The 21,888-nt window shown below is 62.1% G+C and carries 25 protein-coding genes and 1 tRNA gene; 4 read left to right on the forward strand and 22 right to left on the reverse strand.

The window, feature by feature from the left end:
• Positions 1–10: 10 nt before the first annotated feature.
• The 16 genes from hisS to trmJ all read right to left on the reverse strand — a co-directional run bounded on the left by hisS (position 11) and on the right by trmJ (position 13,191).
• The gene (gene hisS / locus BM154_RS03775) at positions 11–1,300 is read right to left on the reverse strand and encodes a histidine--tRNA ligase (protein ID WP_074881051.1); all 1,290 of its coding nucleotides are present in this window, start codon (positions 1,298–1,300) and stop codon (positions 11–13) included.
• A 20-nt stretch (positions 1,301–1,320) separates the two neighbouring features.
• Positions 1,321–2,433: a flavodoxin-dependent (E)-4-hydroxy-3-methylbut-2-enyl-diphosphate synthase gene (gene ispG / locus BM154_RS03780; RefSeq protein ID WP_074881052.1), complete on the reverse strand. Its 1,113-nt coding sequence runs from the start codon at positions 2,431–2,433 to the stop codon at positions 1,321–1,323.
• A 1-nt stretch (position 2,434) separates the two neighbouring features.
• Entirely contained in the window at positions 2,435–3,439 is a 1,005-nt protein-coding gene (locus BM154_RS03785; protein ID WP_074881053.1) for a RodZ domain-containing protein, read from the reverse strand.
• Complete coding sequence (gene pilW / locus BM154_RS03790; RefSeq protein ID WP_074881054.1) at positions 3,436–4,200, reverse strand: type IV pilus biogenesis/stability protein PilW; 765 nt, start codon at positions 4,198–4,200, stop codon at positions 3,436–3,438. The genes BM154_RS03785 and pilW overlap by 4 nt, the downstream gene beginning before the upstream one ends.
• Positions 4,201–4,210: 10 nt before the next feature.
• Positions 4,211–5,359, reverse strand: coding sequence for a dual-specificity RNA methyltransferase RlmN (gene rlmN, locus BM154_RS03795; protein ID WP_074881055.1), 1,149 nt, complete (start codon positions 5,357–5,359; stop codon positions 4,211–4,213).
• Positions 5,360–5,383: 24 nt separating this feature from the next.
• Positions 5,384–5,815, reverse strand: coding sequence for a nucleoside-diphosphate kinase (gene ndk / locus BM154_RS03800; RefSeq protein ID WP_013792385.1), 432 nt, complete (start codon positions 5,813–5,815; stop codon positions 5,384–5,386).
• Positions 5,816–5,952: 137 nt separating this feature from the next.
• Positions 5,953–6,153, reverse strand: coding sequence for a Fe-S cluster assembly protein IscX (gene iscX / locus BM154_RS03805; RefSeq protein ID WP_074881056.1), 201 nt, complete (start codon positions 6,151–6,153; stop codon positions 5,953–5,955).
• Between the two features lie 15 nt (positions 6,154–6,168).
• Positions 6,169–6,510, reverse strand: a complete 342-nt coding sequence (fdx, locus tag BM154_RS03810) for an ISC system 2Fe-2S type ferredoxin (RefSeq protein WP_074881057.1) — start codon at positions 6,508–6,510, stop codon at positions 6,169–6,171.
• Positions 6,511–6,513: 3 nt separating this feature from the next.
• Positions 6,514–8,379, reverse strand: a complete 1,866-nt coding sequence (hscA, locus tag BM154_RS03815) for a Fe-S protein assembly chaperone HscA (protein ID WP_074881058.1) — start codon at positions 8,377–8,379, stop codon at positions 6,514–6,516.
• 54 nt (positions 8,380–8,433) lie between these two features.
• On the reverse strand, positions 8,434–8,961 hold the full coding sequence (gene hscB / locus BM154_RS03820) for a co-chaperone HscB (protein ID WP_074881059.1): 528 nt from the start codon (positions 8,959–8,961) through the stop codon (positions 8,434–8,436).
• Positions 8,961–9,284, reverse strand: coding sequence for an iron-sulfur cluster assembly protein IscA (iscA, locus tag BM154_RS03825; RefSeq protein WP_042555293.1), 324 nt, complete (start codon positions 9,282–9,284; stop codon positions 8,961–8,963). Before iscA ends, hscB begins: the two co-directional genes overlap by 1 nt.
• A 12-nt stretch (positions 9,285–9,296) precedes the next feature.
• Positions 9,297–9,683 carry a Fe-S cluster assembly scaffold IscU gene (gene iscU, locus BM154_RS03830; protein WP_070883324.1) on the reverse strand — a complete coding sequence of 129 codons (387 nt, stop codon included), beginning with the start codon at positions 9,681–9,683 and terminating at the stop codon, positions 9,297–9,299.
• Positions 9,684–9,725: 42 nt separating this feature from the next.
• On the reverse strand, positions 9,726–10,940 hold the full coding sequence (locus tag BM154_RS03835) for an IscS subfamily cysteine desulfurase (protein WP_074881060.1): 1,215 nt from the start codon (positions 10,938–10,940) through the stop codon (positions 9,726–9,728).
• A 43-nt stretch (positions 10,941–10,983) separates the two neighbouring features.
• Positions 10,984–11,481: a Fe-S cluster assembly transcriptional regulator IscR gene (gene iscR, locus BM154_RS03840; RefSeq protein WP_074881061.1), complete on the reverse strand. Its 498-nt coding sequence runs from the start codon at positions 11,479–11,481 to the stop codon at positions 10,984–10,986.
• 149 nt (positions 11,482–11,630) lie between these two features.
• Complete coding sequence (gene cysE, locus BM154_RS03845) at positions 11,631–12,410, reverse strand: serine O-acetyltransferase (protein ID WP_074881062.1); 780 nt, start codon at positions 12,408–12,410, stop codon at positions 11,631–11,633.
• Entirely contained in the window at positions 12,403–13,191 is a 789-nt protein-coding gene (gene trmJ, locus BM154_RS03850; protein ID WP_074881063.1) for a tRNA (cytosine(32)/uridine(32)-2'-O)-methyltransferase TrmJ, read from the reverse strand. Before trmJ ends, cysE begins: the two co-directional genes overlap by 8 nt.
• 128 nt (positions 13,192–13,319) lie before the next feature.
• Between trmJ and suhB the strand changes: the two genes are divergently transcribed.
• The gene (gene suhB / locus BM154_RS03855; protein ID WP_074881064.1) at positions 13,320–14,135 is read left to right on the forward strand and encodes a type III secretion system regulator SuhB; all 816 of its coding nucleotides are present in this window, start codon (positions 13,320–13,322) and stop codon (positions 14,133–14,135) included.
• Between the two features lie 93 nt (positions 14,136–14,228).
• Here the strand turns inward: suhB and BM154_RS03860 are convergent, their stop codons facing one another.
• The 6 genes from BM154_RS03860 to queA form a co-directional block, all read right to left on the reverse strand.
• Positions 14,229–14,771: a glycine zipper 2TM domain-containing protein gene (locus BM154_RS03860; protein ID WP_074881065.1), complete on the reverse strand. Its 543-nt coding sequence runs from the start codon at positions 14,769–14,771 to the stop codon at positions 14,229–14,231.
• A gap of 124 nt (positions 14,772–14,895) precedes the next feature.
• Positions 14,896–15,816, reverse strand: a complete 921-nt coding sequence (secF, locus tag BM154_RS03865; RefSeq protein WP_074881066.1) for a protein translocase subunit SecF — start codon at positions 15,814–15,816, stop codon at positions 14,896–14,898.
• A gap of 9 nt (positions 15,817–15,825) precedes the next feature.
• Positions 15,826–17,694 (reverse strand): protein translocase subunit SecD, encoded by a 1,869-nt coding sequence (secD, locus tag BM154_RS03870; protein WP_074881067.1) that lies wholly within the window; start codon positions 17,692–17,694, stop codon positions 15,826–15,828.
• Positions 17,695–17,937: 243 nt separating this feature from the next.
• On the reverse strand, positions 17,938–18,273 hold the full coding sequence (gene yajC / locus BM154_RS03875; protein ID WP_074881068.1) for a preprotein translocase subunit YajC: 336 nt from the start codon (positions 18,271–18,273) through the stop codon (positions 17,938–17,940).
• Positions 18,274–18,311: 38 nt separating this feature from the next.
• Positions 18,312–19,427 (reverse strand): tRNA guanosine(34) transglycosylase Tgt, encoded by a 1,116-nt coding sequence (gene tgt, locus BM154_RS03880; protein ID WP_208609420.1) that lies wholly within the window; start codon positions 19,425–19,427, stop codon positions 18,312–18,314.
• Between the two features lie 14 nt (positions 19,428–19,441).
• Positions 19,442–20,491: a tRNA preQ1(34) S-adenosylmethionine ribosyltransferase-isomerase QueA gene (gene queA / locus BM154_RS03885; RefSeq protein WP_074881070.1), complete on the reverse strand. Its 1,050-nt coding sequence runs from the start codon at positions 20,489–20,491 to the stop codon at positions 19,442–19,444.
• A gap of 114 nt (positions 20,492–20,605) precedes the next feature.
• On the opposite strand from queA, the gene BM154_RS03890 reads away from it, so the two are divergent.
• The 3 genes from BM154_RS03890 to BM154_RS03900 all read left to right on the forward strand — a co-directional run bounded on the left by BM154_RS03890 (position 20,606) and on the right by BM154_RS03900 (position 21,837).
• Positions 20,606–20,690, forward strand: a tRNA-Leu gene (locus BM154_RS03890).
• A 344-nt stretch (positions 20,691–21,034) separates the two neighbouring features.
• The gene (locus tag BM154_RS03895) at positions 21,035–21,247 is read left to right on the forward strand and encodes a cold-shock protein (protein ID WP_003284681.1); all 213 of its coding nucleotides are present in this window, start codon (positions 21,035–21,037) and stop codon (positions 21,245–21,247) included.
• A gap of 95 nt (positions 21,248–21,342) precedes the next feature.
• The gene (locus BM154_RS03900; protein ID WP_074881071.1) at positions 21,343–21,837 is read left to right on the forward strand and encodes an RDD family protein; all 495 of its coding nucleotides are present in this window, start codon (positions 21,343–21,345) and stop codon (positions 21,835–21,837) included.
• Positions 21,838–21,888: the final 51 nt, after the last annotated feature.

Consider the following 21,888-nt stretch of genomic DNA (forward strand, 5'->3'; position numbering starts at 1 on the left):
GCTAAATCGCTCAAGCCTGCTGGGTGCAGGATGCCAGATGGTCGGCAAGATCCGACCAGGCAATGCTTTGTTGTTCGCTGTCATCGCGCAAAGGTTTGCAACCTACCACGCGCTTGGCCAGTTCGTCCTCACCGAGAATCAGAGCATACAGCGCTCCGCTCTTGTCGGCCTTCTTGAACTGGCTCTTGAAGCTGCCACCGCCGGCGTTGACCAGCAGACGCAGCCCCGGAACCTGATTACGCACCTCTTCGGCCAGGGCCAGTGCAGCCAGCTCGGCAGCTTCACCGAAGGCGCAGATAAAGGCGTCGGCCGGGCGGTTCAACTCGGCGGGCACGCACTGCAGGGTTTCCAGCAGCAGCACCAGGCGTTCGACGCCCATGGCGAAGCCCACGCCCGGGGTCGGCTTGCCGCCGAACTGGGTGATCAGGCCGTCGTACCGGCCACCGCCACAGACGGTACCCTGGGAGCCGAGCTTGTCGGTCACCCACTCGAAGGCGGTACGGCTGTAGTAGTCCAAGCCGCGAACCAGCTTCTGGTTGATCTGGTACTGGATGCCGACCGCGTCCAGACGCGCCTTGAGCCCCTCGAAGTGGGCCAGGGATTCGGCATCCAGGTAGTCGTGCAGGCGCGGTGCGTCCACCAGCAGAGCCTGGGTTTCCGGCACCTTGCTGTCGAGGATACGCAGCGGATTGGTGGTCATGCGCCGCTGGCTGTCCTCGTCGAGACGGTCGAAGCGCTCCTGTAGATATGCGACCAGGGCCTTGCGGTAGGCGGCGCGCGCCTCGCTGGAACCCAGGCTGTTGAGCTGCAGGGTCACCGCGTCGGCCAGGCCGAGCTGCTTCCACAGGCGCCAGGTCAGGGTGATCAGCTCGGCGTCGATGTCCGGCCCGGGCAGGTTGAACACTTCCACACCGATCTGGTGGAACTGGCGATAGCGGCCTTTCTGCGGCTTCTCGTAACGGAACATCGGGCCCGCGTACCACAGCTTCTGCACCTGCCCACCCCCGGTCAGGCCATGCTCGAGCACGGCGCGCACGCAGCCGGCAGTGCCTTCGGGGCGCAGGGTCAGGGATTCGTTGTTGCGGTCAAGAAAGGTGTACATCTCCTTGTCGACCACATCGGTGCCCTCACCGATACCACGGGCAAACAGGTCGGTGAACTCGAGGATCGGCAGGCGGATTTCCTGATAGCCGTAGCTATCCAGCAAGCTCGCCAGGGTGGTTTCCAGATAGCGCCAGGCCGGGGTTTGCTGCGGCAGGATATCGTTCATGCCACGAATGGCTTGCAGGGACTTGCTCACTTGTCTTCCTTAAGCGCGGCTCAGCCGCGCACGATCACAGCCGCATCGGCTGCGGCCTTCTCGGCGGCCTTTTCGCGGATCAGCTTTTCCAGCTCATCCACCAGATTGGTATTGGTCAGCTTCGAGGCTGGTTTGCCATCGATGTACACCAGATTGTTCGGGCTGCCGCCAGTCAGGCCGATATGCGCTTCCTTGGCTTCGCCAGGGCCGTTGACCACGCAGCCGATCACCGCGACATCCAGCGGTACCAGCAGGTCTTCCACGCGGGTTTCCAGCTCGTTCATGGTCTTGACCACGTCGAAGTTCTGGCGCGAGCAGCTTGGGCAGGCGATGAAGTTGATGCCCCGCGAGCGCAGGCGCAGCGACTTGAGGATATCGAAGCCGACCTTGATCTCTTCCACCGGATCGGCAGCCAGCGAGATGCGGATGGTGTCGCCGATGCCATCGGCGAGCAGCATGCCCAGGCCCACCGAAGACTTCACGGTACCGGAGCGCAGGCCGCCGGCTTCGGTGATGCCCAGGTGCAGCGGCTGTTCGATCTGCTTGGCCAGCAGGCGGTAGGCCTCGACCGCCATGAACACGTCGGAGGCCTTCACGCTGACCTTGAAGTCCGGGAAGTTCAGACGGTCGAGATGCTCGACGTGGCGCAGCGCGGACTCGACCAGTGCTTCGGGCGTCGGCTCACCGTATTTCTTCTGCAGGTCCTTTTCCAGGGAACCGGCGTTGACGCCGATGCGGATCGGGATGCCCTTGTCACGCGCGGCTTCTACCACCGCCTTGACGCGATCTTCACGGCCGATGTTGCCCGGGTTGATGCGCAGGCAATCGACACCCAGCTCGGCCACGCGCAGGGCGATCTGGTAGTCGAAATGGATGTCGGCCACCAGCGGCAGGTTGACCTGCTGCTTGATGCGTCCGAAAGCCTCGGCGGCGTCCATGTCCGGCACCGAGACGCGCACGATATCGGCGCCCGCCGCTTCGAGGCGACGGATCTGCTCGACGGTGGCGGCGACATCGTTGGTGTCGGTGTTGGTCATGCTCTGCACGGCGATCGGCGCATCACCGCCGACCGGAACCGAGCCGACCCAGATCTTGCGAGAGAGACGACGTTTGATTGGTGATTCACCGTGCATATTACTGGCCACCCAACTTCAAGCGTGCGGTTTCACCGGAGATATGCGGCGTCACGTCGACCGCGGCACCGTTATAGGTCACCTGAGCACCACGGGCAAAGCCCAGGCGCAGTTCCATGGGCGCCTTCCCTCGGGCATCGAGGCTGTCGCCGGCGCGTTTCAGACCGCTGGCGATGACCTTGCCATTGGCATCGGTCACCTGAACCCAGCAATCGGCGGTGAATTTCAAACTCACCAGGCCTTCACCCGCAGCCACCGGGGCCTGGGGCTGGGCGGCAGGGCTAGCAGGCGCTTGCGCCGCTGGTGCAGCGGGAGCATTCGGTGCGCTCGGTTCGGTCGGCGCAGGAGCGGGCTCAACGGGCGCGGCTTGGGCCGGCGGGTTCTGTTCCAGCAGTTCGCTCGCCGTGGCTTCCGGCGCGGTGCCTTCCGGCTGCTCGGCAGCCACGCCCGGCAGCGGCAATTCGGTGCCCTGGCTCTGGGCTTCCGCCACGGCCTGATCTTCCGGCTCGTCGAGCGGATGGATCTGCGTACTGCCATCGGCGCCATCGACTTCGACATGGCCGAGACCGACATTCTTCAGGTCGTCGATCTGCCAGCCCTGGTCCTGCCACCAGTAGAAGCAGGCACTGCCCACGCCAACCAGCAAGAGGAAGCTGACCAGACGCAGGATGCTCTGCGAATAGCGGGTCGGCTCTTCGATGCGGCCCAGCGCATGCACGCTGCTGCCGGTGGCATTACTGCCGGTGAACTGATCGAAGTCGGCCACCAGGGGCGCCTGCTCCAGGCCCAGCAATTTCGCGTAGGCGCGAATGTACCCGCGCGAGAAGGTATTGCCCGGCAGCTTGTCGAACTCGCCGGCCTCCAGCTGGCTCAGGCGCATCGGGGTGAGGTTGAGCTGGGTCGCCACTTCGGCCACCGACCAGCCCCTGCTCTCACGCGCCGCACGCAGGGCTTCTCCAGGATTGACGCGATGAGCTGCTGCAACTTCAGGTTGGGCCGCTTTCATCTTTGCTCCGACAGATATTGCTGATACTCCGGCGTACCGGGATAAAGACGTTTCAACTGCAGGCCGAGGCTGGCAGCACGGTCACGATCCTCGAAGATCGTGGCCAGGCGCGCGCCCAGCAACAGGCTACGGGCGTTCTGCTCGGAAATGGCGCTGAAACTCTCGTAATAGCTGCGCGCCGGCACGTATTGGCGATCCTCGAAGGAGAGATTGGCCATCTCCAGCAAGGCACGTGGCTGGCGGCTATTGAGGCGCAACGAGCGCTCGAAATAGCTTTTGGCCTGCTCACGCTGGTTGAGCATCATGGCGGTCATGCCCATGTTTTCGAAGACCCGCGCGCGCTCCGGATAGAGGCTGTCCTCGGCGGCCAGGCTGTAGCGCTCCATGGCTTCCTTGTAGCGTTTCTGCTCGAACAGGAAGCCACCGTAGTTGTTCAGCAGGCGCGCGTCCCTGGGGTTGTTCGACAACGACTTGCGGAAATGTTCATCAGCCAGCTTGGGTTCCATCTCACGCTGGAACACCAGAGCCAGTACCGCATGTGCGTCGGGCGCGGACGAGTCGATATCCAGCGCGTTCTTCAACGGTACCTTGGCCGGCCCCGTTTCGCCCTGCTGCAGGTAACCGATGCCCAGCTGCACGAACGAGTCGTAGGCCTTCTTGCGCCCTTCGGAAGTCTTCATCGGATCGACATCACCGGTCGACACGCAGGCGGTGAGCAGACTGGCACCGAACAACAGCAGCAGGGAACGCAGCACGGTCATGGAGATCCTCTCAGGTACGACTGGCAGTGGGGCGAGCGGCATCGGCGTCGCCATTGAGCTGGCGCACGGCAATGTAGCGTTCGCTGCGGCGGGTACGGTCCATGACCTGACCAACCAGCTGCCCACAAGCGGCGTCGATGTCTTCGCCACGGGTGGTACGCACCGTGACGTTATGCCCGGCTTTTTGCAACAGTTCCTGGAAGCGGCGAATCGCGTTATTGCTCGGACGCTCGTAACCCGAATGGGGGAACGGGTTGAACGGAATCAGGTTGATCTTGCACGGGATGTCGGCCAGCAAGGTGATCATCTGCTCGGCGTGCTCGAGTCTATCGTTGACGTCCTTGAGCAGGGTGTACTCGACTGTTAACACACGTTTCTCGCCAAGACGGGAAATGTAGCGTTTGCAGGCGGCCAGCAGCATGTCCAGCGGGTACTTCTTGTTGATCGGTACCAGCTGGCTGCGCAGCTCGTCATTCGGCGCGTGCAGCGACAGCGCCAGGGACACGTCGATGACCTCGGCGAGCTTGTCGATCATCGGCACCACACCGGAAGTCGACAGCGTCACCTTGCGCTTGGAGATGCCGTAGCCGAGGTCGTCCATCATGATCTTCATGGCCGAGACGACGTTGTCGAAGTTCAGCAGTGGTTCGCCCATGCCCATCATCACCACGTTGGTGATGGCGCGGTCGATCTTCGCTGGCACGCTGCCGAACGACTTGTTGGCGATCCATACCTGGCCGATGATCTCGGCGCTGGTCAGGTCGCTGTTGAAACCTTGCTTGCCCGTGGAGCAGAAGCTGCAGTCCAGGGCACAGCCGGCTTGCGAGGAAACGCACAGGGTGCCACGCCCACCTTGGGGGATGTACACGGTTTCCACGCAGCTGCCCGACGCCACGCGCACTACCCACTTGCGCGTGCCATCGGTGGAAATGTCTTCGCTGACCACTTCGGGCCCACGAATGTAGGCAGCGGCCCCGAGCTTCTCGCGCAAGGCCTTGCCAACGTTGGTCATGGCGGCGAAATCATCGACGCCAAAGTGGTGAATCCACTTCATGACCTGACCGGCACGAAAGCGCTTTTCTCCGAGCTTCTCGAAGAACTGCTCCATTTCCGGCTGGGTCAGGCCCAGCAGGTTGATTTTGCCATTCGTGTCGGTCATGACGTCACCTTCGCACGCTTCGCCTTAGCGAATGCGGGCGTTGATCTCGGTAGCGGAGAAGAAGTAAGCGATTTCGCGGGCAGCGGAAGCTTCCGAGTCGGAACCGTGTACCGCGTTCTCGTCGATGGAAACGGCGAAATCGGCACGGATGGTACCGGCAGCCGCTTCTTTCGGGTTGGTGGCGCCCATCAGCTCACGGTTCTTGGCGATGGCGTTCTCGCCTTCCAGAACCTGGACGATGACCGGACCGGAAGTCATGAAGGCAACCAGGTCCTTGAAGAAACCGCGCTCGCTGTGCTCGGCGTAGAAGCCAGCGGCTTCACGCTCGGACAGTTGCAGTTGCTTGGAGGCAACGATGCGCAGGCCGGCTTCCTCGAAGCGGGTGGTGATCTTGCCAATGACGTTTTTCGCAACGGCATCCGGCTTGATGATGGAGAAGGTACGTTGAACAGCCATGTGAAACTCCAGAAACAGTGGATTAAAGCCAAAAATTAAACCCGCGAATTATACGCGGGTTCCAGTCAAAAGCATAAGAGCGATGGCCCAAGGTGGCACCTGCTCGGCATAAAAGGTCGGGTGTGAGCCGCCCTCAATTACTCTGCTTCTTCGATCCAGGCGGCCTGAATGGCTTCCAGGACCTTCTCGCCGGCACGCTGCGGGTCGTCGGAAAACTCCGGCAGCTCGACCACCCAGCGATGCAGCTGGACGAAATTGACGTAACGGGGATCCACATCCGGCTTGCTGTCGGCGAGCTGGATGGCAATTTCGAGCACATCAACCCATTTCAGGCTCATGTCGTGGCTTCCTGATCAGTGCGGCGCTTCGGCGGCATGGTTGAGCGAATACTTGGGAATCTCGACGGTAAGGTCCTGCTCACCGACGATCGCCTGGCAGGCCAGGCGCGACTGCGCTTCCAGGCCCCAGGCCTTGTCGAGGTAATCCTCTTCAAGCTCGTCGGCCTCGTTCAGCGAATCGAAGCCCTTGCGCACGATGCAGTGACAGGTGGTGCAGGCGCATACGCCGCCGCAGGCACTCTCCATCTCGATGTGGTGCTCGTGGGCCAGCTCCAGGATCGACGTACCGGACGGCGCCTCGACCACCAGCCCCTCGGGGCAGAATTTCTCGTGGGGCAGAAAAGTTACCAAGGGCATCGCTTATTCCTCGATCTCATTCAGGCTGCGCCCGGCCAGCGCGGCTTTAACCGTCGAATCCATGCGCCGGGCGGCAAAGGCATCGGTCACCTGCGACAGACGCTTGGTCTGTTGCTCGATGGCCATGCCATCGGTGCCCGTCAACAAATCACGTAATTCCTGCATCTGCAGCTCGATGACCATGCGCTCCTCGGCGTCCAGCAAACGCTCGCCGTCCGCCTGCAGCGCGCCTTCGACCGCTTCGAGCAGGCGTTGGGCATCGACTTGCTGCTCGCGCAATGCGCGGGCCGCCTTGTCGCCACCGGCGTGCTGGAAGGAGTCCTGAAGCATGCGCGCCACTTCACCGTCGGTAAGGCCATAGGACGGCTTGACCTGGATACTGGCTTCGACGCCCGAGGCGAGCTCGCGGGCACTGACGCTGAGCAGGCCATCGGCATCCACCTGGAAAGTCACGCGGATCTTCGCGGCCCCGGCCACCATCGGCGGGATGCCGCGCAGCTCGAAGCGTGCCAGGGAGCGGCAATCGCTGATCAGTTCGCGCTCACCCTGCAGCACATGGATCATCATGGCGCTCTGGCCATCCTTGTACGTCGTGAATTCCTGGGCACGGGCCACTGGAATCGTGGTGTTGCGCGGAATCACCTTTTCCATCAGCCCGCCCATGGTTTCCAACCCCAGGGACAGCGGGATGACGTCCAGCAGCAGCAATTCTTCGCCATCGGCGCGGCGGTTGCCGGCCAGGGCATCGGCCTGGATCGCCGCACCAATGGCGACCACCTGATCCGGATCGATATCGGTCAGCGGCTGGCGCCCGAACAGCTCGCCAACGGCCTCGCGCACGCGGGGTACGCGGGTCGAGCCACCGACCATGACCACGGCGCCCACATCCTCGACCTCGATACCTGCGTCGCGCACCGCGCGGCGACAAGCTTTCAGGCTGCGCGCCACCATGGGCTCGATCAACGCCTGAAACTCGCCACGCGACAGCACGCCACGCCACTGGCCATGTACGACCTCGACGGTTTCGGCAGCGGTCAGCGCTTCCTTGGCGGCACAGGCTGTCTGCAGCAGGCTACGCTGGGCACCGGGCTCGATATCGGCGGACAGCCCCGCCTGCTCGACGATCCAGCCGGCAATGGCGTGATCGAAATCGTCGCCGCCCAGGGCGCTGTCGCCGCCGGTAGCCAATACCTCGAATACCCCACCGGTCAGGCGCAGGATGGAAATGTCGAAGGTACCGCCGCCCAGGTCATAGATCGCCACCACGCCTTCGGCGCTCTGGTCGAGACCATAGGCAACTGCGGCAGCAGTAGGTTCGTTGAGCAGGCGCAGCACGCTCAGGCCGGCCAGGCGCGCGGCATCCTTGGTGGCTTGGCGCTGGGAGTCGTCGAAATAGGCCGGCACGGTGATCACCGCGCCAACCAGTTCGCCGCCCAGCGTTGCCTCGGCGCGCTGGCGCAACGCCCGCAGGATATCGGCGGACACCTCCACGGGGCTCTTCAGGCCCTGCACGGTGTCGAGGAACGGCATGTGCGACTCGCCGGCGACGAAGCGGTAAGGCAGTTGCTCACCCAATTGCTTGACGTCGGCGAGACCGCGCCCCATCAGGCGCTTGACCGAGAGGATGCTGTTGAAGGGGTCGCTGGCAGCATCGCGGCGGGCCGCTTCACCGACCTCGACACGATCGGCGTGGTAACGCACGGCCGAAGGCAGGATCAGGCGCCCTTCACTATCCGGCAGCGGCTCGCTGACGCCACTGCGCACGGCGGCGACAAGGGAATTGGTGGTGCCCAGGTCGATGCCGACAGCCAGACGACGCTGGTGGGGTTGTGGGCTCTGTCCGGGCTCAGCGATCTGCAATAAAGCCATAGGTAGTCGGTGCTTATCTGGGTATCAGGCACGGCCACGGCAGCCGCGCGAGCATTAATCGTCGAGGCGCTCTTCCAACTGGCGCACCTCGTGGGAAAGCTTGTCCAGGAACTGCATGCGGCGCATCAGGCGTTCAGCCTCTTCTCGGCGCGCATTGTCCTCCCAAGCCTCGGCGAAGCGTTCGTTCAGCTCCTGCTGGGCGATCTTCAGGCGGCCCTTGAAAGCGGCCACGCCAGCCAGATCGGCTTCGTCCTGCAGGTCTTCGAGCTCCTCGCGCCACTGCATCTGCTGCATCAGGAAGTCAGGATCCTGCACGGTGACTTCCATGGGCAACTCGGGCCCGCGCATCGCCAGCAGGTAACGCGCCCGCTGCGAGTCGCTCTTGAGCGTGCGGTAGGCTTCGTTGAGGCTCGCCGAGCGCTCCAGCGCCAGGCGCTGCTCACGCTCGGAGGCATCGGCGAAACGATCCGGATGAACACTGCGAGCCAGCTCACGATAACGCGAGGCCAACTGTTCGAGATCCAGGCGAAAACTCGGCTGCAACTCGAACAGGGCGAAATGACAAGGGCCGGAACTGTTCATCAGATGTTGAAGCTTTCGCCACAGCCACATTCGCCACGGACGTTGGGGTTGTTGAACTTGAAGCCTTCGTTCAACCCCTCCTTGACGAAATCCAGCTCGGTGCCATCGAGGTACACCAGGCTCTTGGGATCGATGATCACTTTGACACCGTGGCTTTCGAACACCTGATCCTCGCCAGCGGTTTCGTCGACGAACTCCAGCACGTAGGCCAGGCCGGAGCAACCGGTGGTACGAACCCCGAGACGGATGCCCTCACCCTTACCACGGCCGTCGAGGGAACGACGGATATGCTGGGCAGCGGCTTGAGTCATGCTGATGGCCATCGACAAACCTCCTTAGAGCAAACCTTTCTTCTGCTTGTAGTCGCGCACGGCCGCCTTGATGGCGTCCTCGGCGAGTACCGAGCAGTGAATCTTCACCGGTGGCAGCGCCAGCTCTTCAGCCAACTGGGTGTTGCTGATGGTGACAGCCTCATCCAGGGTCTTGCCCTTCATCCACTCGGTGGCCAGGGAGCTGGAGGCGATGGCGGAGCCGCAACCGTAGGTCTTGAACTTGGCGTCTTCGATGACGCCGGCGTCGCTGACCTTGATCTGCAGTCGCATCACGTCGCCGCAGGCCGGTGCACCGACCATGCCGGTGCCGACATCAGGATCTTCCGCGTTCATCTTGCCGACGTTGCGCGGGTTCTCGTAGTGGTCGATGACCTTTTCGCTGTAAGCCATGTTATCAATCCTCTTTCATCAGGCGCCGCTCGCTGGCAGCTTTTAGTGTGCTGCCCATTCCACCTTGGAAATGTCGACACCTTCTTTGAACATATCCCAGAGCGGCGACAGTTCGCGCAGCTTGGTGACTGCTTCGCGTACTTTCTCCGCGGCGTAGTCGACTTCTTCTTCGGTGGTGAAGCGGCCGAAGGTGAAGCGAATCGAGCTGTGTGCCAGTTCGTCGTTGCGGCCCAGGGCACGCAGCACGTAGGAAGGCTCCAGGGACGCAGACGTACAGGCCGAACCGGACGATACCGCCAAGTCCTTGAGGGCCATGATCAGCGACTCGCCTTCCACGTAGTTGAAGCTCAGGTTCAGGTTGTGCGGTACACGGGCGGTCATGCTGCCATTGACGTACAGCTCTTCCAGCCCATCTACCTTGCTGAAGAAACGGTCACGCAGGGCCAGCACCTTGGCGTTTTCGGCGGCCATTTCTTCCTTGGCGATACGGAAGGCCTCGCCCATGCCGACGCACTGGTGGGTCGCCAGGGTGCCGGAACGCATGCCGCGCTCGTGGCCGCCACCGTGGGTCTGCGCTTCCAGGCGAATACGTGGCTTGCGGCGTACATAGAGTGCGCCAACCCCTTTGGGGCCGTAGGTCTTGTGCGCCGAAAAGGCCATCAGGTCGACCTTGAGCTTCTGCAGGTCAATCTCGACCTTGCCGGTCGACTGGGCGGCATCGACGTGGAAGAACACGCCACGCGCGCGCAGCAACTCGCCGATCGCGGCGATGTCGTTGACGGTGCCGATCTCGTTGTTGACGTGCATGATCGACACCAGAATGGTGTCCTCGCGCAGCGCCGCTTCGACCATGGCCGGGGTGATCAGGCCATCTTCGCCAGGCTCGATGTAGGTCACTTCGAAGCCTTCACGCTCGAGCTGGCGCATGGTATCGAGCACCGCCTTGTGCTCGATCTTCGAGGTGATCAGGTGCTTGCCCTTGCTGGCATAGAAGCTGGCCACGCCCTTGATGGCGAGGTTGTCGGACTCGGTGGCACCGGAGGTCCAGACGATCTCGCGCGGGTCGGCATTGACCAGCTCGGCAACCTGGCGGCGAGCGTTCTCCACCGCTTCCTCGGCCTTCCAGCCAAAGACGTGGGAGCGCGATGCGGGGTTGCCGAAGTTACCTTCGTTGGTCAGGCATTCGATCATTTTCTGCGCAACGCGCGGGTCGACCGGCGTTGTCGCGGAGTAATCCATGTAGATCGGCAATTTCATTTCGGTATCTCCTAATCAGGTATCAGGCCGGCGCCTTGCGTACTCAATCGACGGTGGACGCTTCAATCTTATCCAGCTGGTGCGCCCTGCCATTGCTGCTGCAGCGACGCTGATCCTGGCGCTGGGCGACTTCCTGCACTTCGCGGCGCGTGACCAGGTCGGCCAGGCTGATGCCGCTGAGAAACTCGTGTATCTGCTGACTCAGGTCGCACCACAGGTGGTGGGTCAGGCAGATATCGCCGGAATGACAACCACCCTGCCCTTGGCAACGGGTGGCATCGACGGATTCGTTGACCGCGTCGATCACTTCAGCGACCTGGATACCCTGCATGTTGCGCGACAGCTGATAACCGCCCCCCGGACCGCGAACGCTGGATACCAGGCTGCCGCGACGGAGCTTGGCGAACAGCTGCTCGAGATAGGAAAGGGAAATGCCCTGACGCTCGGAGATGTCGGCGAGGGATACCGGGCCGTTCTGCGCATGCAGCGCCAGATCGAGCATGGCAGTCACGGCGTAGCGGCCTTTGGTAGTCAGTCGCATGAAGGGTTACCAAGGATTCACAATGTGAAGCGATTATCCCCTTTTCCGAGTATTTAAGTCAACTATAAGACCAACCAAAACACTCGGGTTTAGGGACGCTTCCCGGCAAAACTGGCCGCGGATCATAGCAAAGCCACACCCGCATCGCATCAGGCAGCCGGCTTGTTGCCAGGCTCCTTGCAGACGCCGGCGAAATCCTCGTCACGCAACGCCGGCATGTCCTTGGCGCAATAATCGCTGCCCAGTTTGCCCAGCGCTCCACAGATACCTTCCAGCCGGCTATCGACAGCATGCAGGTGATCGAGCAACTGGCCGATCGCCCGGGCCACCGGGTCGGGCATGTCCTGGCTGACACCATAGGCGTCGAAGCCCAGCTTGTCGGCGATCGCCTGGCGCTGCGCTTCGAGCCCGTCGCCCCCCTTGACGATGATCTTGGCCGGAATGCCGACCGCGGTCGCCCCAGCCGGTACAGCCTTGGTGACCACCGCGTTGGAACCGATCTTGGCACCTGCGCCCACGGTGAACGGGCCGAGCACCTTGGCGCCGGCACCCACCACCACACCATCCTCGAGCGTCGGGTGGCGCTTGCCCTTGTTCCAGCTGGTGCCGCCCAGGGTAACGCCCTGGTAGAGCGTCACGTCGTTGCCGATCTCGGCAGTCTCACCAATGACGATACCCATACCGTGATCGATGAAAAAACGCCGGCCGATCACCGCACCGGGATGAATTTCGATACCGGTCAGCCAGCGACTGAAGTTCGACACGCCCCGCGCCAGCCACTTCCAGCCCGAGCCCCACAATGCATGGGCTGCGCGATGCAACCAGATCGCATGCAGCCCCGGATAGCAGGTCACCACCTCGAACGCATTACGCGCCGCCGGATCACGATGAAACACGCCCTGGATATCTTCCCGCATGCGCTCAAACATCAGTCTTCCCCCGCTTATGGTGCTCACCGCGCGCAGCCTTGAGTGTTTCGGTCAGGATGCCGCGCAAGATATTCATTTCCAGCCGCGTCACCTCACTGCGGCCATACAGGCGGCGCAGACGAGTCATCAGGTGCCGCGGGCTGGCAGGGTCGAGAAAGCCGATTTCCACCAGCGACTTCTCCAGATGGCCATAGAAGGATTCCATCTCGTCAGCCGTTACCGGCTGATCGCCCTCCTCAATCGCATCCTGGCGAGGCGCGACCGGCGCATTTTCACCAGCCAAGGCCGCCATGCGCACCTCGTAGGTCAGCACCTGCACGGCTGCGGCCAGATTCAGCGAACTGAATGCCGGATCGGACGGGATGTGCACATGGAAATGGCAACGCTGCAGCTCTTCATTAGTCAGGCCGGCGTGCTCGCGGCCGAACACCAACGCCACCTCAGCGCCTTCGTCAGCCTTTTGTACCGCGGCCACGCCACACTCGCGCGGGTCGATCAGCGGCCAGGGGATGCGTCGCTCGCGCGCACTGGTACCGAACGCCAGGCTGCAACCCGCCAGCGCCTCTTCGAGACAGGAGACCACCTGGGCAGAATCGAGAATATCGGTGGCGCCGGAGGCACGAGCCACCGCCTCCTCGCTGGGAAACTGGCGCGGTTCGACCAGCACCAGTCGCGACAGCCCCATGTTTTTCATGGCCCTGGCCACCCCGCCGATATTGCCGGGATGGCTGGTATTGACCAGTACCACTCGAATGTTCTGCAGCAAGGTAGACGCCCGCATCGGATAAACAAGGTGATAAATCTTACAGAAGCCCCCCTCTTTGTGCCATGCGAGACACCGACGGCACTTCAAGCGACGGGCTTTTCTGCTAGAATGGCCGGCTTTATCACGACCCCAGGTGAACCTCCATGCAGCCCATGCTGAATATCGCGCTGCGCGCAGCCCGTAGCGCCGGTGAAATGATCTTCCGCTCAATCGAACGCCTGGACGTCATCGCCGTAGATGAAAAGGACGCCAAGGATTACGTCACCGAGATCGACCGCTCCGCCGAGCTGATGATCGTCCAGGCGCTGCGCAAGGCGTACCCGACCCACAGCTTCCTTGGCGAGGAAGGCGGCCTGCTCGAAGGCAGCGGCGAAGGCGCTGACTACCAGTGGATCATCGATCCGCTCGACGGCACCACCAACTTCGTGCGCGGTGTTCCGCATTTCGCCGTCAGCCTGGCCTGCAAATACCGCGGCCGCCTGGAGCACGCGGTGATCATCGATCCGGTGCGCCAGGAAGAATTCACCGCCAGTCGTGGCCGTGGCGCCGCCCTCAATGGCCGTCGCCTGCGCGTGAGCAACCGCAAGAGCCTGGACGGCGCACTGCTGGGCACCGGTTTCCCGTTCCGCAACGACCAGCTGGACAACCTCGAGAACTACCTGGGCATGTTCCGCAGCCTGGTCGGCCAGACCGCCGGCGTCCGCCGCGCCGGTGCTGCCAGCCTCGACCTGGCCTATGTGGCCGCCGGGCGTTTCGACGCCTTCTGGGAATTCGGCCTGTCCGAGTGGGACATGGCAGCCGGCGCCCTGCTGATCCAGGAAGCGGGCGGCCTGGTCAGCGACTTCAGCGGCGGCCACGATTTCCTCGAGAAGGGCCAGATCGTCGCCGGCAACACAAAGTGCTTCAAGGCCGTGCTGACCGCGATTCAGCCGCACCTCTCGGCATCGCTCAAACGCTAATTGCGGCGCCAAAAAAACCGGCCCAAGGCCGGTTTTTTATTGCCCACGAAAAAGGCGCTCTGAGAGCGCCTTTTTTACATCCCGCCGGGTGGATTACTCATCCGACTCGGAGTTGGCCAGTACCAGCTTGCCGTCGCGAACCGGGATCTTGCTGCCCGGCTCTTCGTCCATGCGCACACGGCCTACCTTGCCATCCAGATCGTATTTCACGTCATAGCCAACGATCTTCTCGCTGCTGTCGGTGACGGTCTTGCAGCGTGTTTCCGTGGTGGTGTAGGTATCACGCGACTGCATGCCTTCCTGCACCTTGTTGCCGGCATAACCGCCGCCCACAGCGCCCGCGACAGTGGCGATCTTCTTGCCGTTGCCGCCACCTACCTGGTTGCCCAGCAGGCCACCAACCACGGCGCCGATCGCGGTACCGGCGATCTGGTGTTGGTCCTGCACTGGACGCTGGCGGGTCACGGCCACGTCCCGGCATTCCTCACGCGGTGTCTTGATGGTCTCGGTGACCGGCTTGACCGCCAGAACCTCGGCGTACTTGGGTCCGCTCACCATGCTGTAGGTTGCAACAGCACCACCTGCAGTCACACCGACAGCACCCAGTACAGCACCAACCAACAATGACTTGTTCATGCGATTCTCCTGATCACAACTGCAGCGCCTATGCGCTTTACTCCCAGCCTTGGAAATGCAAAACGGGCGACAAGTTCCCTTGCCGCCCGCCTTTATGCAGTGCAAATGGTGAACGCATCACGCCCTAGGGACGATCATCGACACCTTCTGCAGTGGTCGCTGGAGGGATCAGATCCTCGGAGGTCAGTTTCAGCCAGATCAGCACCGGCGCACTGATATAGACCGACGAGTAGGTACCGACCACAACACCGATCAAGAGGGTCAGCGCAAAGCCGCCCAGGCTGTCGCCACCGAATACCAGCAGAGCGACCAGCGCCATGGCCGTGGACATGGACGTGGCGATGGTGCGCAGCAGCGTCTGGGTCACCGACACATCGATGTTCTCGACGATGTCGGCCTTGCGCAGCACACGGAAATTCTCGCGAATCCGGTCGTAGATGATGATGGTGTCGTTGAGCGAGTAACCGACCATGGCCAGCACGGCAGCCAGCACGGTCAGGTCGAACGGCACCTGGAAGAACGCCAGGATGCCAAGGGTCACGATCACGTCGTGGGCCAGGGAACCGACCGCGCCGACCCCGAATTTCCACTGGAAGCGGAAAGCCAGGTACAGCAGGATGCCGCCCAGCGCCAGCAGCATGGCCAGGCCACCCTGGTCACGCAGCTCCTCGCCCACCTGCGGGCCGACGAATTCGACACGCTTGACCTCGAACGATGTCTCGGTATCGATCTTGCGCAGCGCGCCGGCGACTTCATTGCCCAGGTCAGGCGAGTCACCGGCCAGGCGCACCAGCACGTCGGTGGTGGAACCGAAGCTTTGCACCACGGCGTCGGCATAACCAGCCTGACCCAGCTCACGCTTGATCAGCTCGAGGTCCGCCGGCTGCTCGTAGGTCAGTTCGATCAGCGTGCCGCCGGTGAAGTCCAGGCCGTAGTTGAGGCCATGTTTGAACAGGCTACCCAAGCCGATAAGGCTGATAACCACGGTAATGGCGAACGCAATATTGCGTATCGTCATGAACGGAATGCGCGATGGAAGATTCATAGCCTCACCTCAAATCCACAATTTCTTGAAGTTACGGCCACCGAAGATCAGGTTGACCATGCCGCGGGTGAACATGATCGCCGTGAACATCGAGGTGATGATGCCCAGCGACATGGTGACGGCGAAGCCCTTGATCGGCCCGGTACCCAGCCCGAACAGAATCGCACCGACCAACAGGGTGGTCAGGTTACTGTCGAGAATCGCGGTGTAGGCGCGGTCGAAACCTTCATGAATGGCGCGCTGCACCGACAGGCCGTTCTTCAGCTCTTCGCGGATTCGCGAATAGATCAGTACGTTGGCGTCGACCGCCATACCCAGGGTCAGCACGATACCGGCGATACCCGGCAGGGTCAGGGTGGCACCGATCACCGACATCAGGCCGACCAGCAGGGTCAGGTTGAACGCCAGGGCGATGGTGGCCAGGAAGCCGAAGAAGCGGTAGATGCAGATCATGAAGATCGACACGAAGATCATCGCCCACTCGGTGGACTCGATACCCTTGATGATGTTCTCGGCACCCAGGCTCGGGCCGATGGTGCGCTCTTCAGCGAAGTACATCGGCGCAGCCAGACCACCGGCGCGCAACAGCAGCGCCAGTTCCGAGGACTCACCCTGGCCGTTCAGGCCGGTGATGCGGAACTGACTGCCCAGCGGCGACTGGATGGTCGCCAGGCTGATGATCTGCTTCTCTTCCTTGAAGGAATCGACCTGCACTTCCTGCTCGACGCCATCGACCACCTGCTTCACGTAGCGGGTCAGCGGGCGCTGCTCGATGAAAATCACCGCCATGCTGCGCCCGACATTGCTGCGGGTGGCGCGGTTCATCAGGTCGCCGCCATGGCCATCGAGGCGGATATTGACCTGCGGGCGGCCGTTCTCGTCGAAGCTGGCCTGGGCGTCGGTGACCTGGTCACCGGTGATGATCAGCTCACGCTCGAGCTCCACTGGCGGGCGGCCTTCCTCACGGAAACCGAACTGCTCGGTGGTGCCACGTGGCGCATTCGGATCAGCCGCCAGGCGGAACTCCAGGTTGGCGGTCTTACCGAGAATACGCTTGGCCTCGGCAGTGTCCTGCACGCCCGGCAGCTCGACCACGATGCGGTTGGCCCCCTGGCGCTGCACCAGCGGCTCGGCCACGCCCAGCTCGTTGACGCGGTTACGCACGGTGGTCAGGTTCTGGCGAATCGAGTACTCGCGAATTTCCGCGATCTTGGCCGGCGTCATGGTCACGCGCAGCACCTGCTGGCCACCACGCTCCTGAGCGTTGAGCTCGAAATCCTTGTAATCCTTGCGGATCAGCTGCTCGGCCTTCTCCAGGGTTTCGCTGTCAGCGAAGCCCAGCTGGATGGCTCCACCCTGCTGCGGCATGCTGCGATAACGCACACGCTCCTTGCGCAGCAGACTCTTGAGCTCACCCTCGTAGACCTGGCGACGAACCTCCAGGGCCTTGTCCATGTCGACTTCAAGCAGGAAGTGCACACCGCCGGAGAGGTCGAGGCCGAGCTTCATCGGGCTGGCGCCAAGCTTGCGCAGCCACTCAGGTGTGGTCTGGGCGAGGTTCAGGGCCACTACATAGCTGTCGCCGAGCGCCTTGCGCACGACATCCTTGGCCGGCAGCTGGTCGCCCTGGCTGACCAGGCGAATCAGGCCGCTACGGCCCTGCTCGCCAACGTTGGACGCCTTGACCTCGATGCCTGCCTCGTTCAACGCCTTGCTGACGCGATCGAGATCGGCTTGCGCGATGGTCTGCGCCGAACTGGCCCCACTGATCTGGATCGCCGGATCATCGGGGTAAAGATTAGGTGCGGAATAAATCAGACTGACGATCAGCACAGCTGCGATCAGCAGGTACTTCCACAAAGGGTATTTGTTGAGCATGAATGACGCCGCCCGCTTATGACGCGGGGCGCACATTGCGCCCCGCGGGATGGATAAAACTGGAACAGAGACTTAGCAGACCACCGAAAAACCTAGGCGAGGTAACCATCGCAAGGCCAATGGCGGCCCCAGAGAGACAGGCGAGGAAGCGATCGGAATCGCGAGCGACTTTACGGGTGTAAATGAGCATTCCGAGCCTGTATCTAACGCAGCGATGGCAACGCAGCTAGTTTTCAATCGTTATCAGATGGCTTTCAGCGTGCCCTTGGGCAGGGTTGCCGCAATGGCTGCTTTCTGGATCTTCAGTTCGACGGTATCGGACACCTCGATGACCACGAAGTCGTCGCTGACCTTGGAAACCTTGCCGGCGATGCCACCGCTGGTCACCACCTCGTCACCCTTCTGCAGATTGCCGAGCAGATTCTTGTGCTCCTTGGCGCGCTTGGCCTGAGGGCGCCAGATCATCAGATAGAAGATGACCAGGAAGCCGATCAGGAAGATCCACTCGAAACCGGTACCGGCTGGGCCGGCAGCAGGGCCAGCGGCATCAGCGTAGGCAGCGGGAATAAAAAAGCTCATTTGACACTCCTGTTGAAAGATCTTTTGGCCATCGAAAATCAGTCCAGCGGCGGCGTTGGCAGGCCGCGCCGAGCGTAGAAGGCATCGACAAAGGCGGCCAATGTACCCTGTTGAATTGCCTCGCGCAAACCAGCCATGAGGCGCTGGTAATGGCGCAAGTTGTGGATTGTATTCAACATGCTGCCGAGCATTTCGCCGCACTTATCCAAATGGTGCAGATAGGCGCGCGAGAAGTGTTTGCAGGTGTAACAGTCGCAGGTGGGATCCAGCGGCGAATCATCGTGACGGTGGAAAGCGTTACGGATTTTCAGCACTCCGGTGTCGACGAACAGGTGGCCGTTGCGCGCGTTGCGCGTCGGCATCACGCAGTCGAACATGTCCACGCCACGGCGCACGCCCTCGACCAGATCTTCCGGCTTGCCGACGCCCATCAGGTAGCGCGGCTTGTCGCTCGGCATCTGCCCGGGCAGATAGTCGAGCACCTTGATCATCTCTTCCTTGGGCTCACCCACCGAAAGGCCACCGATGGCCAGGCCGTCGAACTCCAGTTCGCTCAGGCCTTTCAGCGAGCGCATGCGCAGCGACTCGTGCATGCCGCCCTGAACGATGCCGAACAGCGCCGCACTGCTGTCGCCATGGGCGACCTTGGAACGCTTGGCCCAGCGCAGCGACAGCTCCATGGAGGTCTTGGCCACGTCGAACTCGGCCGGGTACGGCGTGCACTCGTCGAAGATCATCACGATGTCCGAGCCCAGGTCGCGCTGCACCTGCATGGACTCTTCCGGCCCCATGAACACCTTGGAGCCGTCGACCGGCGAGGCGAAGGTCACGCCCTCCTCCTTGATCTTGCGCATCGCCCCAAGGCTGAACACCTGGAAGCCGCCGGAGTCGGTGAGGATCGGCCCCTGCCACTGCATGAAGTCATGCAGATCGCCGTGACGCTTGATGACCTCGGTACCCGGGCGCAGCCACAGGTGGAAGGTATTGCCGAGAATGATCTGCGCGCCGATGGCCTCGATATCACGCGGCAACATGCCCTTGACCGTTCCATAGGTGCCCACCGGCATGAACGCCGGGGTTTCCACCACGCCACGCGGGAACGTCAGGCGGCCGCGACGGGCCTTGCCGTCGGTAGCGAGCAGTTCGAAGGACATGCGGCAGGTGCGCGTCATACTGAGGCCTCGGGCCCGCGCGGTGCGGGATTGCGGGTAATGAACATGGCATCACCGTAACTGAAGAAGCGATAACCCTCGGCCACGGCCTGGGCGTAGGCGGCCATGGTTTCGGGATAGCCGGCGAAGGCGGACACCAGCATCAGCAGGGTCGATTCCGGCAGGTGGAAGTTGGTAACCAGGGCATCGACCACATGGAACGGCCGGCCTGGATAGATAAAGATGTCGGTATCGCCACTGAACGGCTTCAGCTCACCGTCGCGGGCGGCGCTTTCCAGGGAGCGCACACTGGTGGTCCCCACTGCCACCACGCGGCCACCACGGGCGCGGCACGCCTGCACCGCGTCGACCACGTCCTGGCCGACCTCCAGCCACTCGCTGTGCATGTGGTGATCCTCGATGCGCTCGACACGCACCGGCTGGAAGGTTCCGGCGCCGACGTGCAGGGTCACGAAGGCGCTCTCGACACCCTTCTCGCGCAACGCCGCCAGCAGCTCGGCATCGAAGTGCAGGCCTGCGGTAGGGGCGGCGACGGCACCGGCCTTCTGCGCATAGACGGTCTGGTAGCGCTCGCGGTCGGCCGCTTCGTCCGGCCTGTCTATATAAGGAGGCAACGGCATGTGCCCGACGCGCTCGAGCAACGGCAGCACCGCCTCCTCGAAGCGCAGTTCGAACAGCGCATCGTGGCGCGCCAGCATCTGCGCCCGGGCACCGCCATCGATATCGATCAACGAGCCTGGCTTGGGCGACTTGCTCGACCGCACGTGAGCCAGCACCCGGTGCTCGTCGAGCACCCGTTCGACAAGGATCTCCAGCTTGCCGCCAGTGGTCTTCTGCCCGAACAGCCGCGCCGGGATCACCCGGGTGTTGTTGAACACCATCAGATCACCGGGGCGCAGGTATTCGAGCAGGTCGGCAAACTGCCGATGGGCAAGCGCGCCACTGGCACCGTCGAGGATCAGCAATCGGCTGGCCCGGCGTTCGGCAAGGGGGTGGCGGGCGATCTGCCCGTCAGGCAGATCGAAATGAAAGTCGGCAACGCGCATGATGGGTAACGGTGTCGTACTGCAGGGCGGAGCAGCTTACCGGAATTCGCCTACGCTGACCACGCAAGTGCATTGACCAATGGCAGCTTGCTCCCTATACTGCGCCGCCATTGTGCCCCGGTGGCGGAACCGGTAGACGCGGCGGATTCAAAATCCGTTTTCGAAAGAAGTGGGAGTTCGAGTCTCCCCCGGGGCACCATATATCCTTCTACTGTTGCCAGCTTGTGACAGTTCGCACTGAAACAGTGCCGTGCATCGCCTCGTTGCACATGTGTCAGCCATTATAAAAACCCAACTGCAATTCGTATAAAAGCCTCGCGAACTTTACGTGGGTTTTCGCCTGCCCGAAGGGTTGGCATTTGCGCAAAAGTTAGCGTAGAGTTCAGCCACTGTGTTTGCATGGGTCGCCGAGAATCGTGACCTGATGCAGTAGATCGCTCAAGATCCGCTACATCCCGTTCGACTTCCATCACTCCTTGCAACCAGTCTTCAGTCCTCTATACATGGAGGCTGTCATCAACTCTAGTTCCAAGGAAAAGAGACATGTCGAATCGTCAGAACGGTACCGTCAAGTGGTTTAACGACGAGAAAGGTTTTGGTTTTATCACTCCAGAAAGCGGTCCGGATCTGTTCGTACATTTCCGCGCTATCGAAGGTAACGGCTTCAAGAGCCTGAAAGAAGGCCAGAAAGTTAGCTTCGTTGCTGTACAAGGTCAAAAAGGCATGCAGGCTGACCAGGTTCAAATCCAGGAATAAGCCGCTGCTTGAAAAAACCCCTGACCCAGGTCAGGGGTTTTTTTATGCCCGTCACTTAGTATCCGCGCTCCATGCGCCCCCATCGCGAGCCTGTCATGCCCAAATCCGCGTTACGCCCGCAAGGCGACTTTCCCCCGGCCGGCCTGGGCCGACGCCTGGCGGCGGCGCTGTATGACAGTTTTCTGTGCATTGCCCTGCTGATCGTCGTCGGCTTTATCTACAAGCTGATCCAGATGGCCATCTACGGCGAGGCGCAGCTGCGACAATGGTCCGACGCCGGCGCCCTGGATGGTGACCCGCTGCTTTCCACTCTGCTGCTGTTCAGCCTGTTCGGTTTCTTCGCCAAGTTCTGGACCCACGGTGGCCAGACGCTCGGCATGCAGGTGTGGGGCATACGCGTACAGAATGCCGATGGCACGGCGATCAGCCTCTGGCAAGCGCTGCTGCGCTTCGTGATCGCGGGCGTGTCGTGGCTGGCACTGGGGCTGGGCTTTGCGTGGATACTGGTCGACAGGCGCAAGCGTAGCTGGCACGACCTGTACTCCGACAGCCTTATCGTCAGACTGCCCAAGCACGCACATCGCAAGTGACCCGCAGGATCACGGCGACTTAAACGAGCAGGCAGCGGTGCCCTTTCCCAC

This window comes from Phytopseudomonas argentinensis (assembly GCF_900113905.1).
GTDB lineage: Bacteria > Pseudomonadota > Gammaproteobacteria > Pseudomonadales > Pseudomonadaceae > Aquipseudomonas > Aquipseudomonas argentinensis.